Source organism: Marinobacterium sediminicola (assembly GCF_022343685.1).
GTDB lineage: Bacteria > Pseudomonadota > Gammaproteobacteria > Pseudomonadales > Balneatricaceae > Marinobacterium > Marinobacterium sediminicola.
Window position 1 is genome coordinate 1799103 of sequence record NZ_CP092123.1, and the last position, 22762, is coordinate 1821864.

The window sequence follows — 22762 nt, forward strand, 5'->3', positions numbered from 1 at the left end:
GGCAGCCAGGGGCGGTCAGGGCCGCCCCTGGAGCAGGTGCGCGAGCGTGGCCTTGAGCTTCAGCGGCCGGATTGGCTTATTCATCAAGAGATACCCCTGCTCCTTCACTTCCTGCTTGAGCTCGTTGCTGTAGTTGGCCGTGATCATTAACACGGGAGGCGTGTCTGAACGCTGCTGCAGAATATCCCTGACAAGCTCAATGCCTGTGGCACCGTCGTCGAGATGGTAGTCTGCAATCAGAAGATCCAGAGCTTCACTGCCTATCGACACGTGCTGCTGCAAGTCTTCAAGCCCCAGCGCGGTAATGACTTCACACCCCCAACCACCAAGCAAAGTGGCCATGCCTGCACAAATAGCGGCATCATTGTCCACCATCCAGATACGAGCACCCTGCAACTGGTTATCAATACCCGGATCCTTGAATCTGGGTGTAAAGGACTGAGGATTCAAACGACCGATCGGGAGTTCGACGGAGAATACGGAGCCCACACCTTCCTGTGAGCGAACACGAACGGGATGTTCAAGCATGTGACTGATTTTGTCGACGATCGCCAAACCCAGACCAAGCCCTTTATCCTGCTGATGATTGGCATTCGGGATGCGACGAAACTCCTGAAAGATCTCGGTCAACTTGTCTGCCGGTATGCCAGACCCCGTATCCCAGACCTCAATCAGCAGTTTTTCGCCCCGTCTGCGGCACCCCAGCAGGATTTCACCTCCGGAAGGCGTATAACGCAACGCATTGGTGAGAAAATTCCGCAAGATACGAGCCAGCAAGGTAGCATCACTGACCACTACCGCATCGCTTCCACGGAAACGAAACCTGAGCCCTTCTGCAGCGGCTATCTGCGTGTATTCAGTGGCCAGGGTATCGAGCAGTTCGTTCAGTCTGAAGGCACTGATATCCGGCTTGATAACCCCGGCATCCAGCTTTGAAATATCAACCAGCGTCCCCAGAAGTGTTTCAACGTCCTGCAGGGAATTACTGACTGAGTAAACCAGAGAACTGATACGCTCAGGCATTGCCTGTTCCTGCAATGCCCCGGTGAACAATCGTGCTGCATTCAGCGGCTGTAAGAGGTCGTGACTCACTGCAGCCAGGAATTTGGTTTTAGACAAATTGGCCTGTTCAGCATCCTGCTTAGCATCCAGCAGACGAGCTTCGATCTCACGACGCTCCTCAATTTCCTGGCGCAACTGCTGGTTAACCTCGGTCAATTCAGACGTACGCTCACGAACACGCTGTTCAAGATTCTGGTAGGCCTGCTGCAGCGCCATAGCCGTACGCTTACGTTCGGTGATATCACGAATCAATACGAAGAAGCCAACGGCACGTCCTTCTGCATCAAGGTTGGGAACATAGGACTTGAGCATATGTCGCGGCTCGCCGGCGGCATTGTACTCATCGATCTCAAAGGTCGTATTCTCCCCACCCAATGCATGCTGGATATAAGGTTCCAGGCGACTGTACAACTGATCGCCATGTACCTGGCGAATACTCTGCCCAATAAGTGAACCCCGGGGCCAGCCGTACCAGTCGTCATAGACCTGACTGGTGAACTGGAAGCAGCCGTTTTCACCCACGTAGGCAATCAACGCAGGCACATGGTCGGTGATCAGACGCAGCCAGTGCTCATTCTCGCGAAGGGTTTCGGCATACTGATAACGCTCGGTAATATCGGTGTAGGTGTTTACGAAGCCACCCGAAGGCATGGGATGGGTACGAATCTCCAAAACCCTGCCATCCGAAAGGCGCTGCTCCATTTCCTGCAATGGCCTGCCAGAGCTGTCCTGAACATCGGGTGTCAGTAGCGCAACCTCGGATTGCTCCATCAACTGGTCAAACGGCATGCCTCCGGCAGCATGGATATGCGTTAATTCGACGAAACGATGGTTCCATACTTCGAGACAGCCCTCCGGGTTAACCAGCGCGACCCCTTGTGAAAGGTTGTCAACCGTACTCTGCAGAAGCCTGCTTTTTTGCGCCAGCGCCTGCTCACGCTGAGCCGCCTCACTGGCTTTCAGGTCGGTGATGTCGGTGTAGAGAATAACCAGGCCGCCTTCACCGGTATGACGTTCACTCACCTGGACCCAGCGACCATTGGACAGGCGGTAGACAGTCGCTTCATCACCTTTGCCAACATGCTCTTCAAGAACAACGCCCCGCTCCAGTGCAAGTCGACTGACATCCTGAATCGTTGCACCACGCTCAATCTCCGTGCCGGTGCCTTCCCAGTAATCACGAAAACGACTGTTGAACAGCAGGATTCTGCGTTGCTCATCGAACAGCACAAACGCATCCGAAATACTCTCGATTGCATCAATGAGGCGCTGATGGGCAGTCGCCGCCTCCTGATTGGCCTGCTTGAGCGCATAGTTGCTACGCTTAAGCTCTGCCAGAGCGGTATTCAGTGCCTCAGTACGCTCTCTAACCTGTTCAGCAAGCACAACTGAATGCTCGAACGCCGCATAGGGAGCGGTACGCACAGTACTGCTTGATTCCACACGCTCGATCAGCGCATCCTTCATGCGCGTAAGCTTGTCGTTCTCCTGCTCAAGCTGGGCGATCCTTGCCAATAACTGTTCGCGTGTAGGCTCAGAACTCATTCGCTGTCCTGCCGATCACGACCCCGGTAAAGGTCTGGTTGAGGTGCATACCGTCAAACTGTTCGCCATAGGTATTGAAACCGATCACGTTATGATCGACCAGGAATTCGGAAGTCTCCTGGGTATGTTCGGTGTATTCCGCCTCCAGCCGCCGCAGGAAGCAATCACAACCAATCGTGATCAGGGGTTTACCCAGCGTCTGTTCGATCGCCTCAAAGCGCTGAGCCAAATTCGGCAACATGGCTTCGGGCTGCATGGCTGTCAGGACGATGCCGTTCTCCACTGCGCAGTAGAAAGTAAGGCTCATATCCGGGTTTACTTTCTGGATAGACCTCACGTAATACTCCTGCCCTATTCGAACAGCGAGAGGATTCAAAGCAAATACACGGTAATCCAGCTCTTCAGGATTAAGACCAAGCTGGCGCGCATATTCAATTGCAGCAGGTTCTGCATTCAATTCGTAGACCGTGCGCGTTGCCGGGTCTGCCTGAGTCACAACGAGTTTCTGCTCAAGGCTGCGCATGTGGTGTGTCGTAAAGACTTCAAAATCCAACGGTGTATTGACCATGATGACAACGGCGGCCCGTGTGCGAAACTCACCATCATAGTAAACATGTGTACCCGTCAGGTGAATATCGTCCCCCGCTGAGCCACCAAAATGAGGGATGCTGCCCAATACGGAATCCAGAGTCAGCAACACCAGTTCTTCCTGACTCGACAAGCCATCAAGTAGAGTCAGTGCAAAGGTATGACCCTTGATGGGGGCCACCCGTCTCTGCTGGCAACCGGCGACGAGTGCATCAATCAAAGATTGCGCTTCAGTCAGCGTAAATTGATCCAGCGCCTCGACCAACCCAACCTCAATTGAAAAGAGGTTTCGGTCGAAGCCAATTGCCGTAACTGTACCCTGATCGTAACCCCTGGGGGTTAATTCACCTGCGGTGGTACAGCCGGCAAGACGCACTCCGGGAAAGGCGGTCGTCAACGCAACAGACAAGGCCTGGAGGTTATACTCGGCCGAGCAGAAAAAGAGAACGAATCCAAGCTCTGAATCATTAAGCTCAGCCGCCAGCTCAAAAGCGGCCAGCTGTGGATCCTGTGCCGAAGACATCGAGGAGCGGATTGGATCTTTGAACAAGGGCGCGTTCATTGGAGTGGTACTCGCGCTGAAAAACAAGGCAATTTAAATTGTAATCCTGCTCATAGAGTCAGGTAATGCTACTTCAGTACTTTCTCAACAAAGCATAAACAAGCCTAACTAATTGTTATAAAAGAACAATTAATTATGGAGTCGCTTTTATAAAATCCAGGCCGCGAAAACTACTACTAAAGATGTAAGAAAGCGGATTCACATGATCGACTCTGTACTACAGGACCGAGATGACCGTCAATGTGAGCATATTGAGGGCAAAATCAAGCAAAAAAAACCGCACAACCGGTGAAGGGGTCCAGTTGTGCGGTCAGGTGTCACAACAACGCGGTTTACCAGGTCAGAACGGCACCCATCGCGATAGTATCGATATCATCATTGCCATCTGCCTCATACACGCTGTACTCTGCAACCAACTGCAGGTTGTCGTTGATACTGTAGAACAGCCCTGCTGCATTCAGCTCACTCTCGGTGCCATTGTTATCAACGTTGCCATGAGACAAGACACCACGCACTGAGTTGTAAGTGTATGAAGTCTGGACGAGATAGCCATCTGATTCGGCTTCAGTTGAGAGGTTGTTGCTTGCGAAGCTGGTCGGAATACCCTGCTGATCGAAGCCTGAAACGGTCAACTTAAGACCACCGTAACCAATCTGAGCACCGTAAGCGACACCATGTGCATCTACAGTGGTATCAGTAGCTGCCGTTGTGGTTTCACCAACAGCAGCACTGATCCAAGCATTGAAGTGCCCGCCGTCAAACTTGGTACCGTAGGTCAGTTCAGCTTCCAGACGCGGATCTTCGCTGTAGCGAGTATTACCTGGGGTAAAATCATAATTCGGATCAAGGATACCGACAGCCAGTTTAAAACCGTTTACTTCTGGAGTACGGTAGGTAATCTGTGCATTGGGATTTGCATAGGGGTAACCAGTGGTGATGTTACCGAAGGTTGTTCCTGCAGTTCCCTTAGGTGCAAAGCCTACGCCCAGCAGCAGCTCATCGTTAAAGATATTGCTGCGAGCATAAAGGCCGAAATCCTTACCAAACAATACCTGACCGAATTCACCGTCTACAGTTGCATAAAATTGACGAACGTCTATGCCTGTATCGGTTTTGGTTGAATCTTCATTAAGATTATTTGAGTCGTTAATGGTTACCCAAAAAGAAGAACGACCGCCCAGCTTGAGGCCATCAGCTTCTTTGGTGACATTGAAACCAATGTAGTTTGGCAGGAAGCCCATACGGACACGAGAAACCTGCTGATCTCCCTGGTCCTGGTAGGTGTAAAATGCATTCAGAAGACCATCCGCAGAAAAGGTTGTGCCTTCCTGGTCATACAGTGTAATACCGGCTTGCGCCTGAGCAGCCATACCCAGCGCGATCATCGCAGGCAGGAGTTTGGTGGTCATTTTTTTATTCTTCATGGTTTCCCCCAGATTGAAACTTCAGTCATGACATCGTTAATACGATGGCATGATGATCTCGATTTGAGGGACACAAACCCATGCTGCAGAGGCATTGTTGGACTGAAACTTTAGCGCCGAACCCACAGCATTAATACCGGTATTCCTGCACCAGTCGTACTCCCCTGCCCTAAGGTAGTAGAAGCACCTGCAACATTAGATTTATGCTGTAACACACTGAATTATTGAGATTAAACACCTTGAAAAGTTCAACACAAAAAAGCCCTGCCGGTTTCCCGGCAGGGCTTTTTAAAACACTTTACTCAGGCGTTGATCAGCTGTCTTTTGGCAGCTTGAAGGTCCACACGGAACCACCCTGGTTCAGGTGCTTCACGCGCTTGGCCACTTCACCACCCCAGAGCGGTACTGCACCACCCCAGCCGGAAACAACGGATACGTACTGTTCGCCATCCATTTCCCAGGTGATCGGAGAACCAACGATGCCGGAACCGGTCTGGAACTTGTACAGCATTTCACCTGTCTTGGCGTCAAACGCCATCAGGTAACCTTCAGGGTTACCGGTGAAAACCAGGTTACCCTTGGTGGCCAGAACGCCGCCCCACAGAGGTGCGAAGTTCTTGTAACGCCATACTTCCTTGCCGGATTTCGGATCTATTGCACGCAGCACACCGATGTACTCTTCATTCAGCGGCTTGATGGTAAAGCCTGCACCCAGGTAAGCGGCACCTTTCTTGTAGGAAACTGGCTCGTTCCAGATATCCATGGCCCACTCGTTAGAGGGCACATAGAACAAACCGGTATCCTGGCTGTATGCCATTGGCATCCAGTTCTTACCACCCAGGAAGGACGGTGCAGATACTACAGGCTCACCTTTCTTACCATCTTTGGCATCTGCGGGGTTACCCGGACGACCATCTTTGGTGAAGATCGGACGACCTTTTTCATCCAGACCTTCAGCCCAGGTGATTTTGTCGACGAACGGGAAGCCACGGATGAAGTCACCGTTTTCACGGTTAAGCACGTAGAAGAAACCGTTACGGTCTGCAGTTGCAGCCGCTTTTACGGTTTTGCCGCCGTCCTTGTAATCAAAAGCGATCAGCTCGTTAACACCGTCAAAGTCCCAGCCATCGTGCGGCGTGGTCTGGAAGTGCCAAGCGATTTTGCCGGTATCCGGATCGATCGCAAGACGAGATGAGGAGAACAGGTTGTCGCCTGGACGCAGATGGGAGTTCCACGGAGCCGGGTTACCAGTACCGAAGAACAGCAGGTCGGTATCAGGGTCATAGGTACCGCCCAACCAGGTCGCAGCGCCACCGGTCTTCCACAGGTCGCCCGGCCAGGTTTCGCCCGGCTTGCCACCGGAAATACCATTCTCAATCTTCTTGCCATCTTTCCAGATGTAACCCATGTGACCTTCTACGGTCGGGCGAGTCCAGACCAGATCACCGGTCTTGGCGTCATAAGCCTCGACCTTGCCGACAACGCCAAATTCACCACCGGATACACCGGTAATGATCTTGCCTTTAACGACCAGCGGAGCTGCCGTCAGCGAGTAACCTTCCTTGTAATCGGCAACGGTCTTCTTCCAAACCACCTTACCGGTGTCCTTGTTCAGGGCAACCAGCTTGGCGTCCAGAGTGCCGAAAATCACCAGGTCGTCATACAGGGCAACGCCACGGTTGATTACGTCACAGCAGGGCATGATGCCGTCGGGCAGTCGAGCGTTGTATTCCCAAAGCTCTTCACCGGTTTTGGCATCAATCGCAAATACGCGGGAGTAGGAACCGGTGACATACATGACACCGTCTTTCACCATCGGCTGAGATTCCTGCCCACGCTGTTTTTCGCCGCCGAAGGAGAACGACCATACAGGACGCAGTTCCTTGACGGTTTCAGCATTCAGCTTGTCGAGCGGGCTGTAGCGCTGAGCGCGCGGACCCAGACCATTGGATACCACGTCATCAGTGGTCATCTGGTCGGCAAGGATATCCTTGTCAGTGATGCCTGCCTGTGCAAAACCTGCACAAGACATGGCAGCAACCAGAGCGGTCAGGGCAAAGCCTTTGCTGCGGCCAATCTTCTTCATTGCTGTCCCCTTTTAGGATTTTTTTGTTTTCCAGGAGAAGTCGGGAAAATTTCCCAACTCGTTTAGGCATTTTTGAATCTGACCAGAGATCCAACAATTGAACCGGCGAAGCAGTTTTATCCTCACTTGGTAGTAATACTCCTTGGAAAGCCCCGTATTTCGGGGCGTTAAGGAGATTTCAGTGGTCAAAGACAGCAACTTCATATTCGGGATAGAGATGAACCACACTGCGTTCGAATTCGGCTTGCCGGAGCGCAACACTACCAAAACGCGAAGGTATGGGCAGTGCCATCACCTCGGTCATGCTCATACCTGCCTCCGCAGACGACTTCAGCGTTTCGTCCAGCCAGCTCAGATAGTCACTCATCTGGTCCAGCGCTCGATGGTCTGTGACTTTAGGGCCATGCCCTGGAAGCATAATCCTGAAGGGAATCTGCCTGAGCTGCTGAATTTCAGACCGCCACTGGTTCAACCCAGGGGTATGAGGCGTTGTCAGTGCACGCTGATAAAAGACCATATCAAACGGAAACAGCACACCTGTGGTATGGTCGTAGAGTACCAGGTCGGAGCCGCTATGCCCCGTCAGCTCGATCCATTCAAGCCGGTGTCCACCCATCTCCATCATGCCGGGCTCGATAACCTTTTCGGGCACGACGACTTCGGTACCACGCATCCAATCACCCACCAGGCGGTACATGTTTTCGGCAAACGCATCACCATTCTGCCTAATCTGATCTCGCGTATGCTCGAGTGAAGCGATGACTGCCCTGTCAAAGGCCTGATTACCCAGAAAATGATCCGGATGCTGATGCGTATTCACCACCAGCTTGATTGGCTTGTCAGTGATACTCCTGATCAATGAATGCAATGCCTCGCCATAGCGTCGGGAGACACCGGTATCGAGCACCACTACCCCTTCATTTGTCACAATGAACGCTGTGTTGACAATATTTCCGCCGTTTTCAAAACTGAAGTCTTCAGTTTTGCCTTCAATAAACCAGGTATTGAGGGCTACCTTTTCAGCACTCAGGTTGTACTCAAGCGGCGCAGCAATAACTGGAATGCTTAAAGTCATTACCATCAACAAGGTCAAGATTCTCATGCCGCCTCCTTAAAGCACCCGGCTGAACTCATTGCCACCGTTATCACGCATCCACAGACGGTAGCCCTCACGCTCATCATCCAGATCAAAACTGATAACCGGGTTTTCGGATACTGGCGGCGACAGCTCCATACGCACCACTGCTTCGCCATCAGGCCCCTTCAGCTCGACCTGTTGCAGGTAGAACTCAGGAATGGCATCCACCAACCCTGTATCCATTGGATGGATCACGCGAAATTTGAAGCGTGTGCCCTGCATATCATCGGTTGCAAAGCGGCGTGCCTTCACTTCACCCAGGTGGCTTTGCCAGTAAGGGTCGGCATTCCCCATGCTGGGCGTCGTACATCCTCCACCGGCCGCTTCCAGCTGCGCATAGCCAATATGCCACTCGCCGTTCAGTGTTCGAACTGCAGCACGTATTGCCGTACTTTGTTGCACTTTGATACGCAGAGACACTTTAGGGCTGGCACGGTCGCCGGGGTAGTAATTGAAGATATGCTGGATAGGGTTAAGATCAGCCCAGACTACGATACGTTCTATACGCCCTTTCAGGGAGCGAGCATCAATGGTTATCGGAACCTGCGTCGGATCCTCTGCAAATGAAGGAACCTCAACCTTAATGGAGGTATCAAAGCGATAATCGGCATCACCGATAAAGATCTCGCGGGTGTAGTCCCACATGACCGACTCAAGCGGATCTGCCGGTTGTGCTGCATGCGCATACGAAAATGCGAACAGGGCAAAAAGCCCTGTCAGCATTCGAGATATCCCTGTCATCATTTTCGCCTCAGTTGTTTTTATTGTTCAGGAGGGGCGATCAATTTTCCGAACCAACCTCCGCCATCACCTGATAAAACTCGGGCTTGGTGTATCGAAGCCCATAGGACGCAAAGAGTTCAGCCATGTCACCGCTGCGGATCATTCCATCAAGGACCTCCTCAACGGCATAACCCAATTGACGATCAGACTGGCGAATGGCAATACCGATATCCCAGGTCTGCTTCCCCATGGTGGGAAACCCGTTTTCAGCCAGACGGTATTGGGGATCACCGGCCTGTTTCAGCAGCCAGTCGATTTCAGATTGCATCGCCATTACCGCTGCCACCTCCCCCTTCTGCATGGCCTCAAAAGCCAGCCCTGGCGTGGGATAATGGCGTGTCATATTGCGCATGCGCCCCCCCATGGCCGAGGTAAAGTAGAAAGCCGGAACGCTATCAACCTCCACTCCAATGGGTTCATACTGAAATACCGCCACCGTACGAACAGCGTTCAGCCGGTTGCTGTCGTAGGCCACCTGCCAGCTCTCCTGCTGGTAAGGCGCCTTCATCACCACCTGTTCATTAATCAGGTAGCCCAAAGAATCCTGCTTGTAGGCATAAGCCTTGTCATAGGGAACCCTGAGCATGACATCAGCCAGATGTTTCATTGCCAGCGGGTTTTCTTCGTCCTTATCCAGGTAATGCCCCTTCCAGACGTTGTTACGCAGGTCGTCTTCCAGATTCTCGTCCGGTGTAATCCAGTGCAACTGAAGATCCAGATCAAATGCTTCCGCAATGCGGCGCGCGATTTCCACATCAACGCCGGAAGGATTCCCGTCTTTCACGAATGAGTATGGCGGGAAGTCCTTGTATACACCGATACGAATGTACCCGGACGCCATGACGTCATCATACAGACGTGCAAAAGCCTGCTCGCACGCGAGCAGGCCTGTCAGAAGGGGGATAAGCAGTAATTTCAGCTTATTCCTCAACATACTTGGTCTCCAGCCAGCTGCGAATTGCCCATAGCGCCTCCTGGCTCAACGTATCAGCCATACGCGGCATGTAGACAGCACCGTCACGCACGGCACCATTGATGACGCGATACTTGAACCATTCGTCACCGTCATAATCAGGCGTCAGGAAACGCAGGTCAGGAGCAATACCGCCGGAAATGCCATCCAGGCCGTGACAACGGGCACAGTTCTGGTTATAAGCAGAGGCACCGATCTCTACTGCACGATCGAAGTCATCACTGTCACGGTAAGGGTTGGTATCAGCCCATTCCTCACCCAGTTGAGCCAGACCTTCTGTATTAACCGCCTGAGGCGTGACATCACCATGGGCCAGAACAGTACCGGATACTGCAGTAGCCATGGCGGCAGCGGCCATGAGGCCAGTGAACTTGTTCAGCTTGGACATGCGGGGTCACCATTATTTTTTTTCAGGCTAATCGGAATGTCGAGCGCAACCGCCCGACTTTGATGGCCTCATGATGAACCAGACGCTCTTTGCCCAGAATTACACCTTGGCACCCAAAATATGGTCCCTTGGTAGTAAATTTTGCGCATCAACAAGACCATGGTTTGACCCTTCGGCACGAAAGTAGTAAAACTTACGCATAAACCATTGTTTCAAATGGGAATTTTTCCCGACACACCCGTCTGCTTTCCCGATCATCCACTTACAGGCTCCCACATCCGTCGGGGCTGCTTTCCGTCGCTTCCTCCACACAACACCTCGCACAATGCCCTTGCACACAGCCAGCATTTCCTGGCTGACGACTTTCACCAAAAGGGTATTGAGAAGATGAAAACAACAATAACGACTCCTGGTCGTACGCTTTTGAGCCAACGGATACAAGCCGTCATCCTTGGGGCTGCCATCGGCCTTGGCAGCACAATGGTCCAGGCCAAGTCTTCCGACGTTACATGGGAAGATATTCTCAATGACCAGGCGACTACTGAAGACGTTCTGGGTTATGGCATCGGCCCCAAGGCACAGCGTTACAGCCCGATGACACAACTGAATACTGACAACGTAAAGATGCTCACGCCCGCCTGGTCTTTCTCCTTCGGGGATGAAAAGCAGCGCGGGCAGGAGTCTCAGGCCCTTGTTCACGACGGCGTGATTTATATCACCGGCTCCTACTCTCGCGTATTCGCCATAGACGCAAAGAGTGGCAAGAAGCTCTGGAGCTATGCCGCTCGCCTGCCTGACGACATCCGCCCCTGCTGCGATGTAGTCAATCGAGGCGCCGCCATATTTGGCGACAAAATATTTTTTGGCACCCTGGACGCAGCAATCGTCGCGCTGGACAAGGACACCGGCAAAGTCGTCTGGAAGAAGAAATTTGGTGACCACACCGCCGGCTATACCATGACCGGGGCCCCTACTCTGATCAAGGATCAGAAGACCGGCAAAGTGTTGCTGATACACGGATCATCCGGTGACGAGTTTGGTGTTGTTGGAAAACTGTTTGCGCGTGATCCTGATACGGGTGAAGAAATCTGGATGCGCCCCTTCGTTGAAGGCCACATGGGGCGCCTGAATGGCAAGGAAAGCACTCCAACCGGTGACCCTCGTGCACCGAGTTGGCCCGATGACCCCAACTCCCCCACAGGCAAAGTTGAAGCCTGGAGCCATGGTGGCGGTGCTCCCTGGCAGAGTGCCAGCTTTGATGTTGAGACCAACACCATCATCGTCGGTGCAGGCAATCCTGCCCCCTGGAACACATGGGAAAGAACGTCAAAAGGCGGTAACCCGCTCGATTATGACAACCTCTATACCTCTGGTCAGGTAGCGGTTGACCCGTCCACAGGCGAAGTAAAATGGTTCTACCAGCATACCCCGAATGATGCCTGGGACTTCTCCGGCAACAACGAACTGGTTCTGTTTGAATACGATGAGGATGGTAAAACGGTCAAAGCGACGGCCCATGCAGACCGAAACGGTTTCTTCTATGTGGTTAACCGCGAAAATGGTGACTTCATTCGTGCCTTCCCCTTCGTTGACAACATTACCTGGGCAACCCACATCGACCCTGAAACCGGCCGCCCTGCTGAAGTAGAAGGTCAGCGTCCACCACCCCCGAAACCGGGCGAGAAAAAAGGTGAGTCAATTGAGGTTTCACCTCCCTTCCTTGGCGGCAAGAACTGGAATCCCATGGCCTACAGTCAGGATACCGGCCTGTTCTATGTGCCTGGCAACCACTGGAAGGAAGACTACTGGACTGAAGACGTCACTTACCAGAAAGGTGCCGCATACCTGGGACAGGGTTTCCGTATTCGCAAGATGTACGACGATCACGTTGGCATCCTGAGAGCCATGAACCCCCTGACCGGTGAGATCGAATGGGAACATAAGGAAGCTCTGCCTCTCTGGGCAGGCGTGCTGACCACCAAGGGAGGACTGGTCTTCACGGGCACCGGCGATGGCTACCTGAAAGCCTTTGATGCCAGGACGGGCGAGGAGTTATGGAAGTTCCAGACAGGTTCAGGAATTGTGTCCAGCCCTGTCACTTGGGAGATGGATGGTGAGCAATATGTCGGTATTGCCTCCGGCTATGGCGGCGCGGTTCCGTTGTGGGGGGGCGATATGGCTGACCTGACCAAACCCGTTCCTCAGGGCGGCTCTTTCTGGGCTTTCAAATTGCCGAAGTGGGCATCTGAGATCACACAAAAGTAGACCTAACCCTCCACCCATGGCCTGCCTGACGGCAGGCCTCTTCTCAGGACACCATAAGATGGCCAAAACAGCTTTGATTCCCAGCGGAGTATTGACTCTTCTACTGTCCTCAAGCGTCATTGCAGACTGCAATCCGGGCATCGAGTCCATTTGTAGCGGTGCGAATCTGATGGGGCGCGACCTGTCAGGGCTTGAGCTCGATCGAATTGATCTTAGCGGTGCTGACCTGCGCTACGCGGATTTGAGGCATGCCGACCTGCGCGGCGCCAACTTGAGCGGGGCCGATCTCAGCTATGCCCTGCTGAGCCGAGCCAATCTGGAGAAGGCCAACCTGAAAGGTGCCATTCTGGATTATGCCAATATGGTGGCAGTTTCAGCCTGGGCCATGCATGCGCAGGGAGCATCGTTTCGCGAGACCCGTCTGGACGGAGCCGATCTTTCTTTCGCCAGGCTCAGCAATGCAGACTTCGACTCAGCGGTTCTGTATGCAGCCAACCTTGAAATGGTCTGGGCTACCAAAACCCGGTTCATCAACTGCAATCTCAGAAATGCCAATTTACAGGAAGCCAAGTTCAATTATGCCAATCTGCAAGGCGCCGATCTGAGGGGGGCCCAAATCAGGTTCGCCACCTTCCAGGGTACGCATATGAATGAATGTCAGAACTGTCCGACAGACTGGATGGTGCCCAAACACCCGGTTGAATAGGCTGGCCACTCAACCGGGTGCTCAGGAAAGCATGCACTCAGGCCCGGATATAACTCCAGCCCTGCTGCTGGCGACGGGCCAGATGCTGAACCGCAGCAGCAACAACCGTCGCCTCTGATTGAGGCGTGAGATTCTGCTTATCCAGACTGTTGCGGCAAAGCACCAATCGTGTCAGCAGATCGTCATCGTCAATCTCCACGGCAGCTGCTGCAGGACCGTTAACGACCAACTCAACCTCTGCATTCGGCTCCAGCTTTAGCAGGTTGCGCACATTTGCCTGTGCGCGCTGCAATGCGTCGGGTGTCGGTGCATGCACCAAAACCTTTAGTCTTTCCACTTTCAAAGCTCCTGTGCAATATCGTGGGCCAGTTGCTGCAAGTTTTCCTCATTTCGTCCGCGAGGACGAGGCAAGTCTATACGCTGATCATGGGTCACATGAGCGGGACTTCCGGACAACACCACCACACGATCAGCCAAATAGACTGCCTCTTCAATATCATGGGTGATAAACATGACCGCAGCACCGGTCTTCTGCCAGATATTGAGCAATTCGTCCTGCAGATGCTGACGGGTAATCGCATCGACGGCACTGAAGGGCTCATCCATCAGCAACAGATCCGGATGAACCGCCAGTGCACGGGCAATGCCCGCACGCTGTACCTGACCACCCGACAACTGGTGAGGCCAGCGATCCGCCAACTCCTGCAAACGTGTCAGTACCAGCACTTCGTCGATGCGAGACTCGCGCTCCTCAGCCGTGAGTTCCAGCCCTTTCAGGCCATAGCCAATGTTGTGTCTCAGTCGCTTCCACGGTAACAAGCGGCCATCCTGAAAAACTGTTGCCCGGCGGCGCGTTGAACGTCGCTCCGGAATATCCAGCGTAATCGTCCCCCCACTGCTGTGAGCCAGATCGGCTACACACTTGAGCAGCGTTGATTTGCCCACACCAGAACCGCCCACGACGGCGACAAATTCGCCCTTGTCGATCTCGAGGTTCAGTTTTTCAAATACCGGTGACGAGTTGTCACCATAGTGAAAGCTCAGGTCTTTGATTGTCAGGATGGGCGCCATTGCAACACTCGCTTTTCAAATCGGGCAAACAGGGTATCGCTCAGGGTGTACACCAGCGATATCACGAGCATATAGATCACCACGGCTTCATAGGCTCCGACACCCGCGGCAGCGTTCATCTCCTGCCCCATACCCGGTACGCCCAGCAGTTCAGCCGCGATCAACGTCATCCAGGCCTGCCCTATTCCGGTACGCATGCCCGCCAGAATACCCGGTGCCGAAGCAGGCAGGGTGACGTTGACGGCCTGGTTCAACACGCCCTGCTGGCCGAATGCCCTCGCCAACTCATAATATTTGGGGTCAACATTGCGTACAGCTGACCAGGTAGCAAAATAGTTGACCCAGAATACCCCAATGGCAATTACGAATGCGGCACCGGCATGACTCACTTTGAACCATGCGATAGCGAACACAACCCATGCCAACGGCGGAATCGGTCTGAGAATGCGTGCCAACCAGGCGTGCAGTGCGTCCGCCCAACGGGAGGACGCAGCCACCGCCCCGACCAGAAATCCAAGCAAAGTTCCCAGACTCAAGCCCCAGACATAATGAACAAGACTCGACATAACAGCTGGCAACAGACGCTCAGCACGCCATTCTTCCACTAAGGTTTGCGGCAACAGGAAGGGATCCGGGATAGTACCCGCCTTGGCCCAGCCGGTGGACTGAGCCAGTTTCCAGATCGCGACAAAGGCTATAACCCCAACGAATCCCAGCACTGCGCGCCCAACGGCATGTCCCGTCCAGAAGGATGAGCGATGCTTGTGCATTCTGATCTCCGTTACTGTGTCAGTGACTGGTAAAAGCGGGTATCGAACAACTGGTCCAGATCCACGTCAGCCTTCAGAGTGCCGATTTCAGCCTGGAAATCACGCATGTTGCGAGCGCCTTCTACAATCAGGCGAGGATCATCGACAAAATTTTCACGTGAGTTTTCCAGTGCACGCTGCACAACATCAATCGACAGACGCCCCCCGCCCACATAACGCTGGACAGCCGCCACAGCTGTTTCTGGCTGCTCTCTGAGTACACGCGACACTTCTGCATGCACATTGACCAGCGCCTGAACCTTTTCTGGCTGTTCATTGATCAGTGCTTCACGCACCACCAGCACGGCTCCCGGTTGCTTAGGGAACATCTCAGAGCCGGATGCGACCACTCGGGCTTCCGGGATGCGCTCGAGGCTGATGCTGACGATGGGTTCAAGAATGGCCGCCCCGTCCACTGCACCTGTGAGCAGAGACTGCTGTACCTGCGCGGCACCCTGATAAACAATTTCTACTTGTGAGGGATCGATCGCTAATTGCTTGCGCAGCCAGTATTGCAGGACTGTTTCAGGTACAGAGCCTGCTGGAAAAGTCGCAATGACAGGTTTGCGCCCCTTGTCCGCAGCAAAGCGGCTGAATGCCGTTGCAGGATCACCGGACTCAAAATAGGGCGCCAGCTCACCCAAGGCAACCAGGCTGATCTGCTCGACAATATTAGACGCGACTACCTTGATATCAGCGCCTTTGGCACGAGCAACCATCGCCGGCCCAATGCCCAGGTAGGCAATATCAAGTTGCCCTGCAAGCAGAGCCTGAACCATTGCAGGTCCATTCTGGAATTGAATCAGTTCCGGATTCTCAAACCCTGTTGCAGCCAGCCGTTCCTGCTCCAGGGTCAGGAATGCCTGCGAAACAGGAATGATTGGCATATAGCCAATCTCAACTTGATCAGATGCCGCTGCGTTTAAAGACCAGCCAGACAAACACAGGGCAAGGATGGAAAAGAGTTTACGCATGACGGATCTCTCCTGTCGGACAATATGATCCTTCATGCTATATATTCTTTTTGAAGTTACAATCTATTTTTTATCACATATAAGCATATCAATAGTCAGCTTAGTTGACTAAGTTAGTCAGGTTTATTCGCTGATCCCGAGTTTCAAAAGCCCACATTGAATGGCCAGATGGACCAGCTCCGCGGTCGAGGAAACCTGAAGCTTGTTCTTGAGCAAAGTGCTGTGGTTGGAGACAGTCTTAGCACTGATGCAAAGCTGTTCGGCAATGGCCTTAGGCGTGAGTCCACGCGCCAGCATGACGAATATTTCAAATTCACGCTGCGTCATACCTTCGAGCCTGGGGTCCATGCCGGTGTTGCGCTGCATGGCCAACCGCGTTGCAAGCTCGTGTTCCACATAGGGCTGACCCATCATCACTTTGCGCACGGCTTCGAGCAGCACTTCAGGACTGCTGCTCTTGGTGATATAACCCAAGGCACCCGCGTCCAGCGCCTGCTGAACCATGGGCAGTTCATCGTACATACTGAAAAACAGGATACGAGCCTCTCTGTCCCGCTGAAGAATCCGTCGTGCGGTCTCAATACCGCTGATATCGGTCAGATTAATATCCAGCACCAACACATCGGGACGATGTTGCTGCCAAAGGGTCAGGCATTCCCACCCGCTTGAGGCCTCCATCATCTCGCAACCGTCCAGCATTGTTGAAAGAAGACTGGCATAGCCCTGCCTTACAACAGCATGATCGTCCGTCAATAACACTTTCACGTTTGAGTCCTCATGTTTTGACCGCCAAGGGCAGCTCCAGCATCAGTTTAAGGCCACCACCCGGTGCGGATGACAGGCTGAGCTTTGCATCCATATACCGTGCCCGCTCATGCATCGAGCGGATACCAACACCCGGCCTAATATTGTCTGCCAGCCCCAAACCATCGTCCGCCACATGTACCAGAAGATGCCTGGCCTTGGCTTCAATGCCGATATCCACGCGGGATGCGCAAGCATGGCGTGCCACGTTGTTCAGGGCCTCCTGCAGGAGGCGATAGAGATGGGTCGAGGTTTCATCACTCAGAACGGGCAAATCCTGGATCGTGAGATGGCACTTGATACCGCTGCTTTGCTGCCATTGTTCGACCAGACTACGCAGAGATTCTTCAAGCCCCAACGGCTCGAGTATCACGGGATGCAGGCTCCGGATAAGGCGGCGAAACCCCTGCTGCATCGCTTCACAATCACGCACAATGCGAGGGGCTGTTGTCGCCACGAGCTCAGGACGATTGGCAGTTTGTCCAATCAGGTATGCCTGGGCCCGGATACCGGTCAGGTACTGACCCAGGTCGTCATGCAGCTCCCGAGCAAGATAGGCTCTCTCCTTCTCTTGCAATGCCATCAATTCTCGCGTCAGGCGACGATTGTCATCCTGTTCCTGTTCCAATGCCTGTGCCATGCGGTTGAAATGGTTTGCCAAGCGGTTGGCTTCAGGTACCGAGAACGCCTGCAACCTTGCGGTAAATCGCCCCTGTTGGATCTGGTCGATGGCGGCCAATACCTGGCCGAAGGGCCTCATCCCCTTTGCAACGCCCCAACTGATGGCGGCGATCGACAGTAATGCTCCTCCACAAAACAGGACGAGCACCTGAAGTGCAGACTCCCAAACCTCGGCCAATTCATCTTCAGGATCGGCGATCAGCACCAGAACCTCTTCATCCAGCAGCACTCGTCGCTCGATTCGCGGTGTTATCTCAGGCCAGATCCAGCGGGCAAACCAGGTTGGTACCTGCTCGATGGACGGTGATGGTGGAGAGATGCCGATGGGCAGCTTGATAATGGTCAGATGACGCCAGTCCGTTGTAATCAAGGATTCCAGCAAGGCTTCATCCTTGCTTGCCCCCGTGATCAGCAGGTCGGCAACAACCATGCTGGACGCCAGCTCACGTTCAATGTCTGTTTTGGCCTGACGCATCAGCCCGAACAGGCTGAGCATCAGGGCCAACATGAATGCGGCCGCAACCATTACGTTCAATCTCACGACAGCACGCATGTCTGGCAATCCTTGCTGTTAACGAACGCTAAACACACCCTCCATTCCCTTTTGCTCAAGGCCGCTCATGTAAAAGCGATACTCGCCCGGCTTGATCGGCACGAAATAGATCTCGGCTTCGCCTTCCTGCTCAAATTCCAGCTCAGTCAGTGCAATCGCTTTGATTTCCATATCACCGGCTTCGACTTTACGCAGATAAATGGAACTGAAAAACTCGGGAGCCTGCATGGCGTATTCTTTCAGGCCGCTGGATATCACTTTCAGACGATAGGCCTTGCCGGTCTCCATTTCGTATCGGGTCTGGGACATGGCGTAGTCAGTAACCTCGCTGCCCAGCACCAGGTCAGGCAGTCGTTCAGGGCGCGTTGTCAGGTCTCCTTCTGCCAGTGCAGGCGTGGATGCAACGGCACCTGCAGACAGGGCAAGAGCCAAACTCAGAGTACGAATGGGGGTTTTCATGTCACTTTCCTGTTCTTGTTGAGTTCTTCACACAACATCCTAGTGACCAGCACCCGCGAAAACATACTACTTCGGTACTGAATGATTGAGACTTTCTGAATATTTAATCCCGCCCCCATCATCCCTAAGCTCAATGCATCACTGATAACAACGATAAACCCGAGTGTAACCCAATGAACAAGCTGCCCCGACTGCTGAGCGCGGCGACCCTGAGCATTCCATTACTTGCCAGTGCCGCGACTACCCCCCTGGAGATCGAGATCGGCTATATCGGTTTTGAACCGGATCATGGACCGGTCTTGTCCAATATTTTGCCTGAACCGGCTGATGCTGGGCTCAAGGGTGCCGAGCTGGCCATTAACGACAGCAACACCACCGGTCGTTTCCTCAAACAGCATTACACCCTTCATGCACGAAGCACTGATCAACCGGACCAGATCGTGCCGATGACCCAGGCACTCTATGATCAGGGCATCCGCTTAATGGTATTGAATCTGACCAGAGAGCAGCTTGTCGCCGTCGAAGCAGAACTTCCTGATGATGTCTTACTGATCAATGCTGGTAGCCAGGATAATGCGCTGCGGACTGAACAATGCATTCCTGGAATGCTGCACAGCATGCCCTCTCGTGCGATGTTGACCGATGCTCTGGCCCAGTGGCTGATGACCAAGCGCTGGAAGCGCTGGCTCTTGCTTGAGGGCCAAACCCCGGAAGATCGTGCCTATGCAGACTCCGTAGCCCGGAGCGCCCAGCGCATGGGCGCCGTTATTGTTGAGCGCAAGCAATGGAGTTTTGATACTGACCTGAGACGAACGGCTCAGAAAGAGCTGCCGCCCTTTACCCAGACCGACGAGTACGATGTCGTAGTCGTAGCTGATGAGCGTGGCGATTTCGGCGAGTACGTACCCTTCAACACCTGGTACCCGCGTCCGGTCGTGGGCACACAGGGTATGAGCCCTGTGGTCTGGCATCGTGTCGTTGAAGCCTGGGGCGCTGCTCAGCTGCAAAGCCGGTTCGAAAAACTGGCTGACCGATGGATGAACGGCCGTGATTATGCCAGCTGGGCTGGCGTACGCACTCTGGCTGAAGCCGTTACTCAGACTGGCGAAACCGATCCCGCTGCACTGAAGCAGTTCATTCTTTCCGACAAGTTTCAGCTTGGTGCCTTCAAAGGGCGCAAGCTGACCTATCGAGACTGGAGCGGACAGCTGCGTCAACCGATACCTCTCACTCATCCACGGGCACTGGTGTCCCAATCACCACAGGCAGGTTACCTGCACCCGGTTACCGATCTCGATACCCTCGGCTTCGATCAACGTGAAAGCCAGTGTTCTGTCAAAGGAGACTCATGATGTACCAGCCCCCTTTTCTCAAATCATTGCTAATTGCCGCCATGCTGGCCACCCCGGCAGCTCATGCGGCCACAGCCTATGTTTCCAATGAGAAAGACAACACACTCTCCGTCATTGATCTGGATACCATGGAGGTTACCAAGACCATTGAAGTGGGTGAGCGCCCACGCGGTATTGCTCTGTCCAAGGATCACACCAAACTGTATATCTGTGCCAGTGATTCCGATACCGTTCAAGTCATGGATCTGGCAACCCACAAGATCATTGCCAACCTCCCCTCCGGTGAGGACCCCGAGCAGTTTTCCCTGCACCCCGATAACCGTCGCCTCTACATTTCCAATGAAGATGACGCCCTGGTGACTGTGGTCGACACGGAAACGCATGAGGTGCTGGCTCAGATTGAAGTGGGCGTAGAACCTGAAGGGATGGCAGTGAGCCCCGATGGCCGATGGGCCGTCAACACCAGTGAAACGACCAGCATGCTGCATTGGATCGACACTGAAACGCATGACCTGATTGACAATACGCTGGTGGATCAGCGCCCCCGTCATGTCGAATTTACCAAGGAAGGTGATATTCTCTGGGCCTCATCCGAAATCGGTGGCACGGTATCCGTCGTGGATGTTGCCACTCGCCAGATCATTCACAAGCTGACATTCCAGATTCGCGGGATTCACCCCGACAAGATTCAGCCGGTCGGTGTCAAACTGTCCGCTGATGGCCGTTACGCTTTCGTGGCGCTTGGGCCTTCGAACCATGTCGCGGTCGTCGATGCCAAAACCTATGAGGTACTGGACTATCTGCTGGTCGGTCGCCGAGTGTGGCACATGGAGTTCACTCCCGATCAAAAATATCTTCTGACCACCAATGGGGTCAGCGGTGACGTATCCGTGATTGATGTCGATAAACTCAAGGTCATCAAGTCGATCAAGGTAGGTCGTTACCCCTGGGGTGTCGTCACCCTGGATTGATTCGGGAGAGCAGTATGGGCATTGAAGTGCGCAACCTTTGTTTTCGTTACGGTACACGCCAGGCACTGCAGGACGTCAGCTTCCGCCTGGTGGATGGTAAACTCAATGCCCTGCTTGGCCCAAACGGCGCCGGCAAAAGCACCCTGTACGCCTTGCTGACCCAGCTTTTCAATCTGCAACAGGGCGAGATACTGCTGAATGGAGTCCCGATCAGCCGCCAGTCCAGAAAACTCAAGCAGCAACTTGGGGTGGTCTTTCAGCAAAGCACGCTTGATCTGGACCTGAGCGTACTGCAAAACCTGGAATATCACGGTGCACTGCACGGTCTATCATCCAGAGACGTTCGACATCAGGCCTCGGCCTTGCTTGAACGCCTGGAGCTTGGCGATCGCCTTCATGACAGCATCCGCAGCCTGAACGGTGGCCACCGCCGCCGTGTCGAGATAGCCCGCGCCCTGCTGCATCGCCCGTCGATTCTCCTGCTGGATGAAGCGACCGTAGGCCTGGACACGGCTGCACGCCAGTCCATCAACCGCCATGTCCGTGATCTTTGCCGCGATCAGGCGCTTACGGTTCTGTGGGCCACCCACCTTATTGAAGAGATCGATTCAGACGATCCCGTACTCGTCCTGCACCAGGGGCGCCTGCACGCAGACGCACTTGCACATGAGATTTGCCATATGCAGCAAACCCGCACTCTTGCCGCAGCTTTCGAGCAGATCACCGGACTCAAGGAATCAACCCAATGCGCATGACCGCTTACCTGATCGCCCTCAAGGGGATTCTGAAGCGTGAATTTTTGCGCTTTATCCATCAGCGGACTCGCTTTCTAAGCGCGCTTGTACGACCGCTTTTGTGGCTGGTCGTGTTCGCTGCCGGCTTCAGAGCAGCATTGGGCGTCTCCATCATTCCGCCCTACGAAACCTACATCACCTATGAGACCTACATTCTGCCGGGCCTTTGTTGCATGATTCTGCTGTTTAACGGCATGCAAAGCTCTTTATCCATGGTGTATGACCGGGAAATGGGCAGCATGAAAGTCTTGCTCATGAGTCCACTGCCACGCGCCTGGCTACTTTTCTGCAAGCTGATTGCCATTGCGCTTTTATCTCTGGCTCAGGTGTATGCTTTTATCGGACTGGGCTTTCTGGTCAATGTTGAACCCCCGCTCACAGGGCTTTTGACCGTTTTGCCGGCATTGGTGCTGACAGCTTTGATGCTGGGCGCGATAGGGCTGTTTTTGTCTTCCCGCATTCGCCAGTTGGAGAATTTTGCTGGCGTAATGAATTTTGTTATTTTCCCTATGTTTTTCATGTCCTCGGCACTCTACCCGCTATGGAAGATGCGCGAGTCCAGTGAATGGCTGTATTGGATCTGTAGCCTCAATCCCTTTACCCATGCGGTAGAGCTGGTCCGTTTCGCTCTTTACACCGAGCTCAACCTTGAAGCACTACTGGTCACCACCGGGACCACTCTGGTCTTTACCGTCCTGGCTTTGCTCGGGTTCAATTCGGAGCAGGCAGTCCGAAAGTCCTGATCAAATCTGCCACCTTCCCAAAGGCCCCCGC

The 22762-nt window shown here is 53.6% G+C and carries 21 protein-coding genes; 6 read left to right on the forward strand and 15 right to left on the reverse strand.

Translation table 11 applies throughout. The features are described 5' to 3' along the window. Window positions 1-15: 15 nt before the first annotated feature. The 8 genes from LN244_RS08350 to pedF form a co-directional block, all read right to left on the reverse strand. Window positions 16-2607: a hybrid sensor histidine kinase/response regulator gene (locus LN244_RS08350; protein WP_239039343.1), complete on the reverse strand. Its 2592-nt coding sequence runs from the start codon at window positions 2605-2607 to the stop codon at window positions 16-18. Then, window positions 2597-3745: a nitric oxide-sensing protein NosP gene (nosP, locus tag LN244_RS08355; protein ID WP_338037864.1), complete on the reverse strand. Its 1149-nt coding sequence runs from the start codon at window positions 3743-3745 to the stop codon at window positions 2597-2599. Before nosP ends, LN244_RS08350 begins: the two co-directional genes overlap by 11 nt. Window positions 3746-4089: 344 nt before the next feature. Then, complete coding sequence (locus LN244_RS08360) at window positions 4090-5181, reverse strand: porin (RefSeq protein ID WP_239039345.1); 1092 nt, start codon at window positions 5179-5181, stop codon at window positions 4090-4092. A 313-nt stretch (window positions 5182-5494) separates the two neighbouring features. Continuing rightward, window positions 5495-7267: a PQQ-dependent methanol/ethanol family dehydrogenase gene (locus tag LN244_RS08365; RefSeq protein WP_239039346.1), complete on the reverse strand. Its 1773-nt coding sequence runs from the start codon at window positions 7265-7267 to the stop codon at window positions 5495-5497. A 178-nt stretch (window positions 7268-7445) separates the two neighbouring features. Further along, window positions 7446-8369: a quinoprotein relay system zinc metallohydrolase 1 gene (locus LN244_RS08370; RefSeq protein WP_239039347.1), complete on the reverse strand. Its 924-nt coding sequence runs from the start codon at window positions 8367-8369 to the stop codon at window positions 7446-7448. Between the two features lie 9 nt (window positions 8370-8378). After that, window positions 8379-9128, reverse strand: coding sequence for a quinoprotein dehydrogenase-associated SoxYZ-like carrier (locus tag LN244_RS08375; RefSeq protein ID WP_239039348.1), 750 nt, complete (start codon window positions 9126-9128; stop codon window positions 8379-8381). 58 nt (window positions 9129-9186) lie between these two features. Continuing rightward, complete coding sequence (locus tag LN244_RS08380) at window positions 9187-10122, reverse strand: substrate-binding periplasmic protein (protein ID WP_239039349.1); 936 nt, start codon at window positions 10120-10122, stop codon at window positions 9187-9189. Beyond that, the gene (pedF, locus tag LN244_RS08385) at window positions 10109-10549 is read right to left on the reverse strand and encodes a cytochrome c-550 PedF (protein ID WP_239039350.1); all 441 of its coding nucleotides are present in this window, start codon (window positions 10547-10549) and stop codon (window positions 10109-10111) included. The genes LN244_RS08380 and pedF overlap by 14 nt, the downstream gene beginning before the upstream one ends. A 387-nt stretch (window positions 10550-10936) precedes the next feature. Here pedF and LN244_RS08390 point away from each other — a divergent pair, with 387 nt between their 5' ends. Then, window positions 10937-12814 carry a PQQ-dependent methanol/ethanol family dehydrogenase gene (locus tag LN244_RS08390; RefSeq protein WP_408904440.1) on the forward strand — a complete coding sequence of 626 codons (1878 nt, stop codon included), beginning with the start codon at window positions 10937-10939 and terminating at the stop codon, window positions 12812-12814. A gap of 58 nt (window positions 12815-12872) precedes the next feature. Beyond that, window positions 12873-13520 (forward strand): pentapeptide repeat-containing protein, encoded by a 648-nt coding sequence (locus tag LN244_RS08395; protein WP_239039351.1) that lies wholly within the window; start codon window positions 12873-12875, stop codon window positions 13518-13520. Window positions 13521-13557: 37 nt separating this feature from the next. On the opposite strand, the gene LN244_RS08400 is transcribed toward LN244_RS08395, so the two are convergent. From LN244_RS08400 to LN244_RS08430, 7 genes are all read right to left on the reverse strand, one after another. Then, window positions 13558-13857, reverse strand: coding sequence for a DsrE family protein (locus LN244_RS08400; RefSeq protein WP_239039352.1), 300 nt, complete (start codon window positions 13855-13857; stop codon window positions 13558-13560). A 2-nt stretch (window positions 13858-13859) separates the two neighbouring features. Continuing rightward, window positions 13860-14591 carry an ABC transporter ATP-binding protein gene (locus LN244_RS08405; protein ID WP_239039353.1) on the reverse strand — a complete coding sequence of 244 codons (732 nt, stop codon included), beginning with the start codon at window positions 14589-14591 and terminating at the stop codon, window positions 13860-13862. Beyond that, entirely contained in the window at window positions 14576-15361 is a 786-nt protein-coding gene (locus LN244_RS08410) for an ABC transporter permease (RefSeq protein ID WP_239039354.1), read from the reverse strand. Before LN244_RS08410 ends, LN244_RS08405 begins: the two co-directional genes overlap by 16 nt. Window positions 15362-15372: 11 nt before the next feature. Next, on the reverse strand, window positions 15373-16374 hold the full coding sequence (locus LN244_RS08415; RefSeq protein WP_239039355.1) for an ABC transporter substrate-binding protein: 1002 nt from the start codon (window positions 16372-16374) through the stop codon (window positions 15373-15375). Window positions 16375-16497: 123 nt separating this feature from the next. Next, window positions 16498-17139 (reverse strand): response regulator transcription factor, encoded by a 642-nt coding sequence (locus tag LN244_RS08420; protein ID WP_239039356.1) that lies wholly within the window; start codon window positions 17137-17139, stop codon window positions 16498-16500. Between the two features lie 10 nt (window positions 17140-17149). Further along, the gene (locus LN244_RS08425) at window positions 17150-18412 is read right to left on the reverse strand and encodes a sensor histidine kinase (RefSeq protein WP_239039357.1); all 1263 of its coding nucleotides are present in this window, start codon (window positions 18410-18412) and stop codon (window positions 17150-17152) included. An 18-nt stretch (window positions 18413-18430) separates the two neighbouring features. Further along, complete coding sequence (locus LN244_RS08430; protein ID WP_239039358.1) at window positions 18431-18871, reverse strand: cupredoxin domain-containing protein; 441 nt, start codon at window positions 18869-18871, stop codon at window positions 18431-18433. 173 nt (window positions 18872-19044) lie between these two features. Here LN244_RS08430 and LN244_RS08435 point away from each other — a divergent pair, with 173 nt between their 5' ends. Genes LN244_RS08435 through LN244_RS08450 form a run of 4 tightly spaced genes read left to right on the forward strand, consistent with a single transcriptional unit; the run spans window position 19045 to window position 22731 of the window. Next, window positions 19045-20223, forward strand: coding sequence for an ABC transporter substrate-binding protein (locus tag LN244_RS08435; RefSeq protein WP_239039359.1), 1179 nt, complete (start codon window positions 19045-19047; stop codon window positions 20221-20223). Then, window positions 20220-21194, forward strand: coding sequence for a YVTN family beta-propeller repeat protein (locus LN244_RS08440; RefSeq protein ID WP_239039360.1), 975 nt, complete (start codon window positions 20220-20222; stop codon window positions 21192-21194). Before LN244_RS08435 ends, LN244_RS08440 begins: the two co-directional genes overlap by 4 nt. 14 nt (window positions 21195-21208) lie before the next feature. Next, window positions 21209-21949, forward strand: a complete 741-nt coding sequence (locus tag LN244_RS08445; protein WP_239039361.1) for an ABC transporter ATP-binding protein — start codon at window positions 21209-21211, stop codon at window positions 21947-21949. After that, entirely contained in the window at window positions 21940-22731 is a 792-nt protein-coding gene (locus LN244_RS08450) for an ABC transporter permease (RefSeq protein ID WP_239039362.1), read from the forward strand. The genes LN244_RS08445 and LN244_RS08450 overlap by 10 nt, the downstream gene beginning before the upstream one ends. Window positions 22732-22762: the final 31 nt, after the last annotated feature.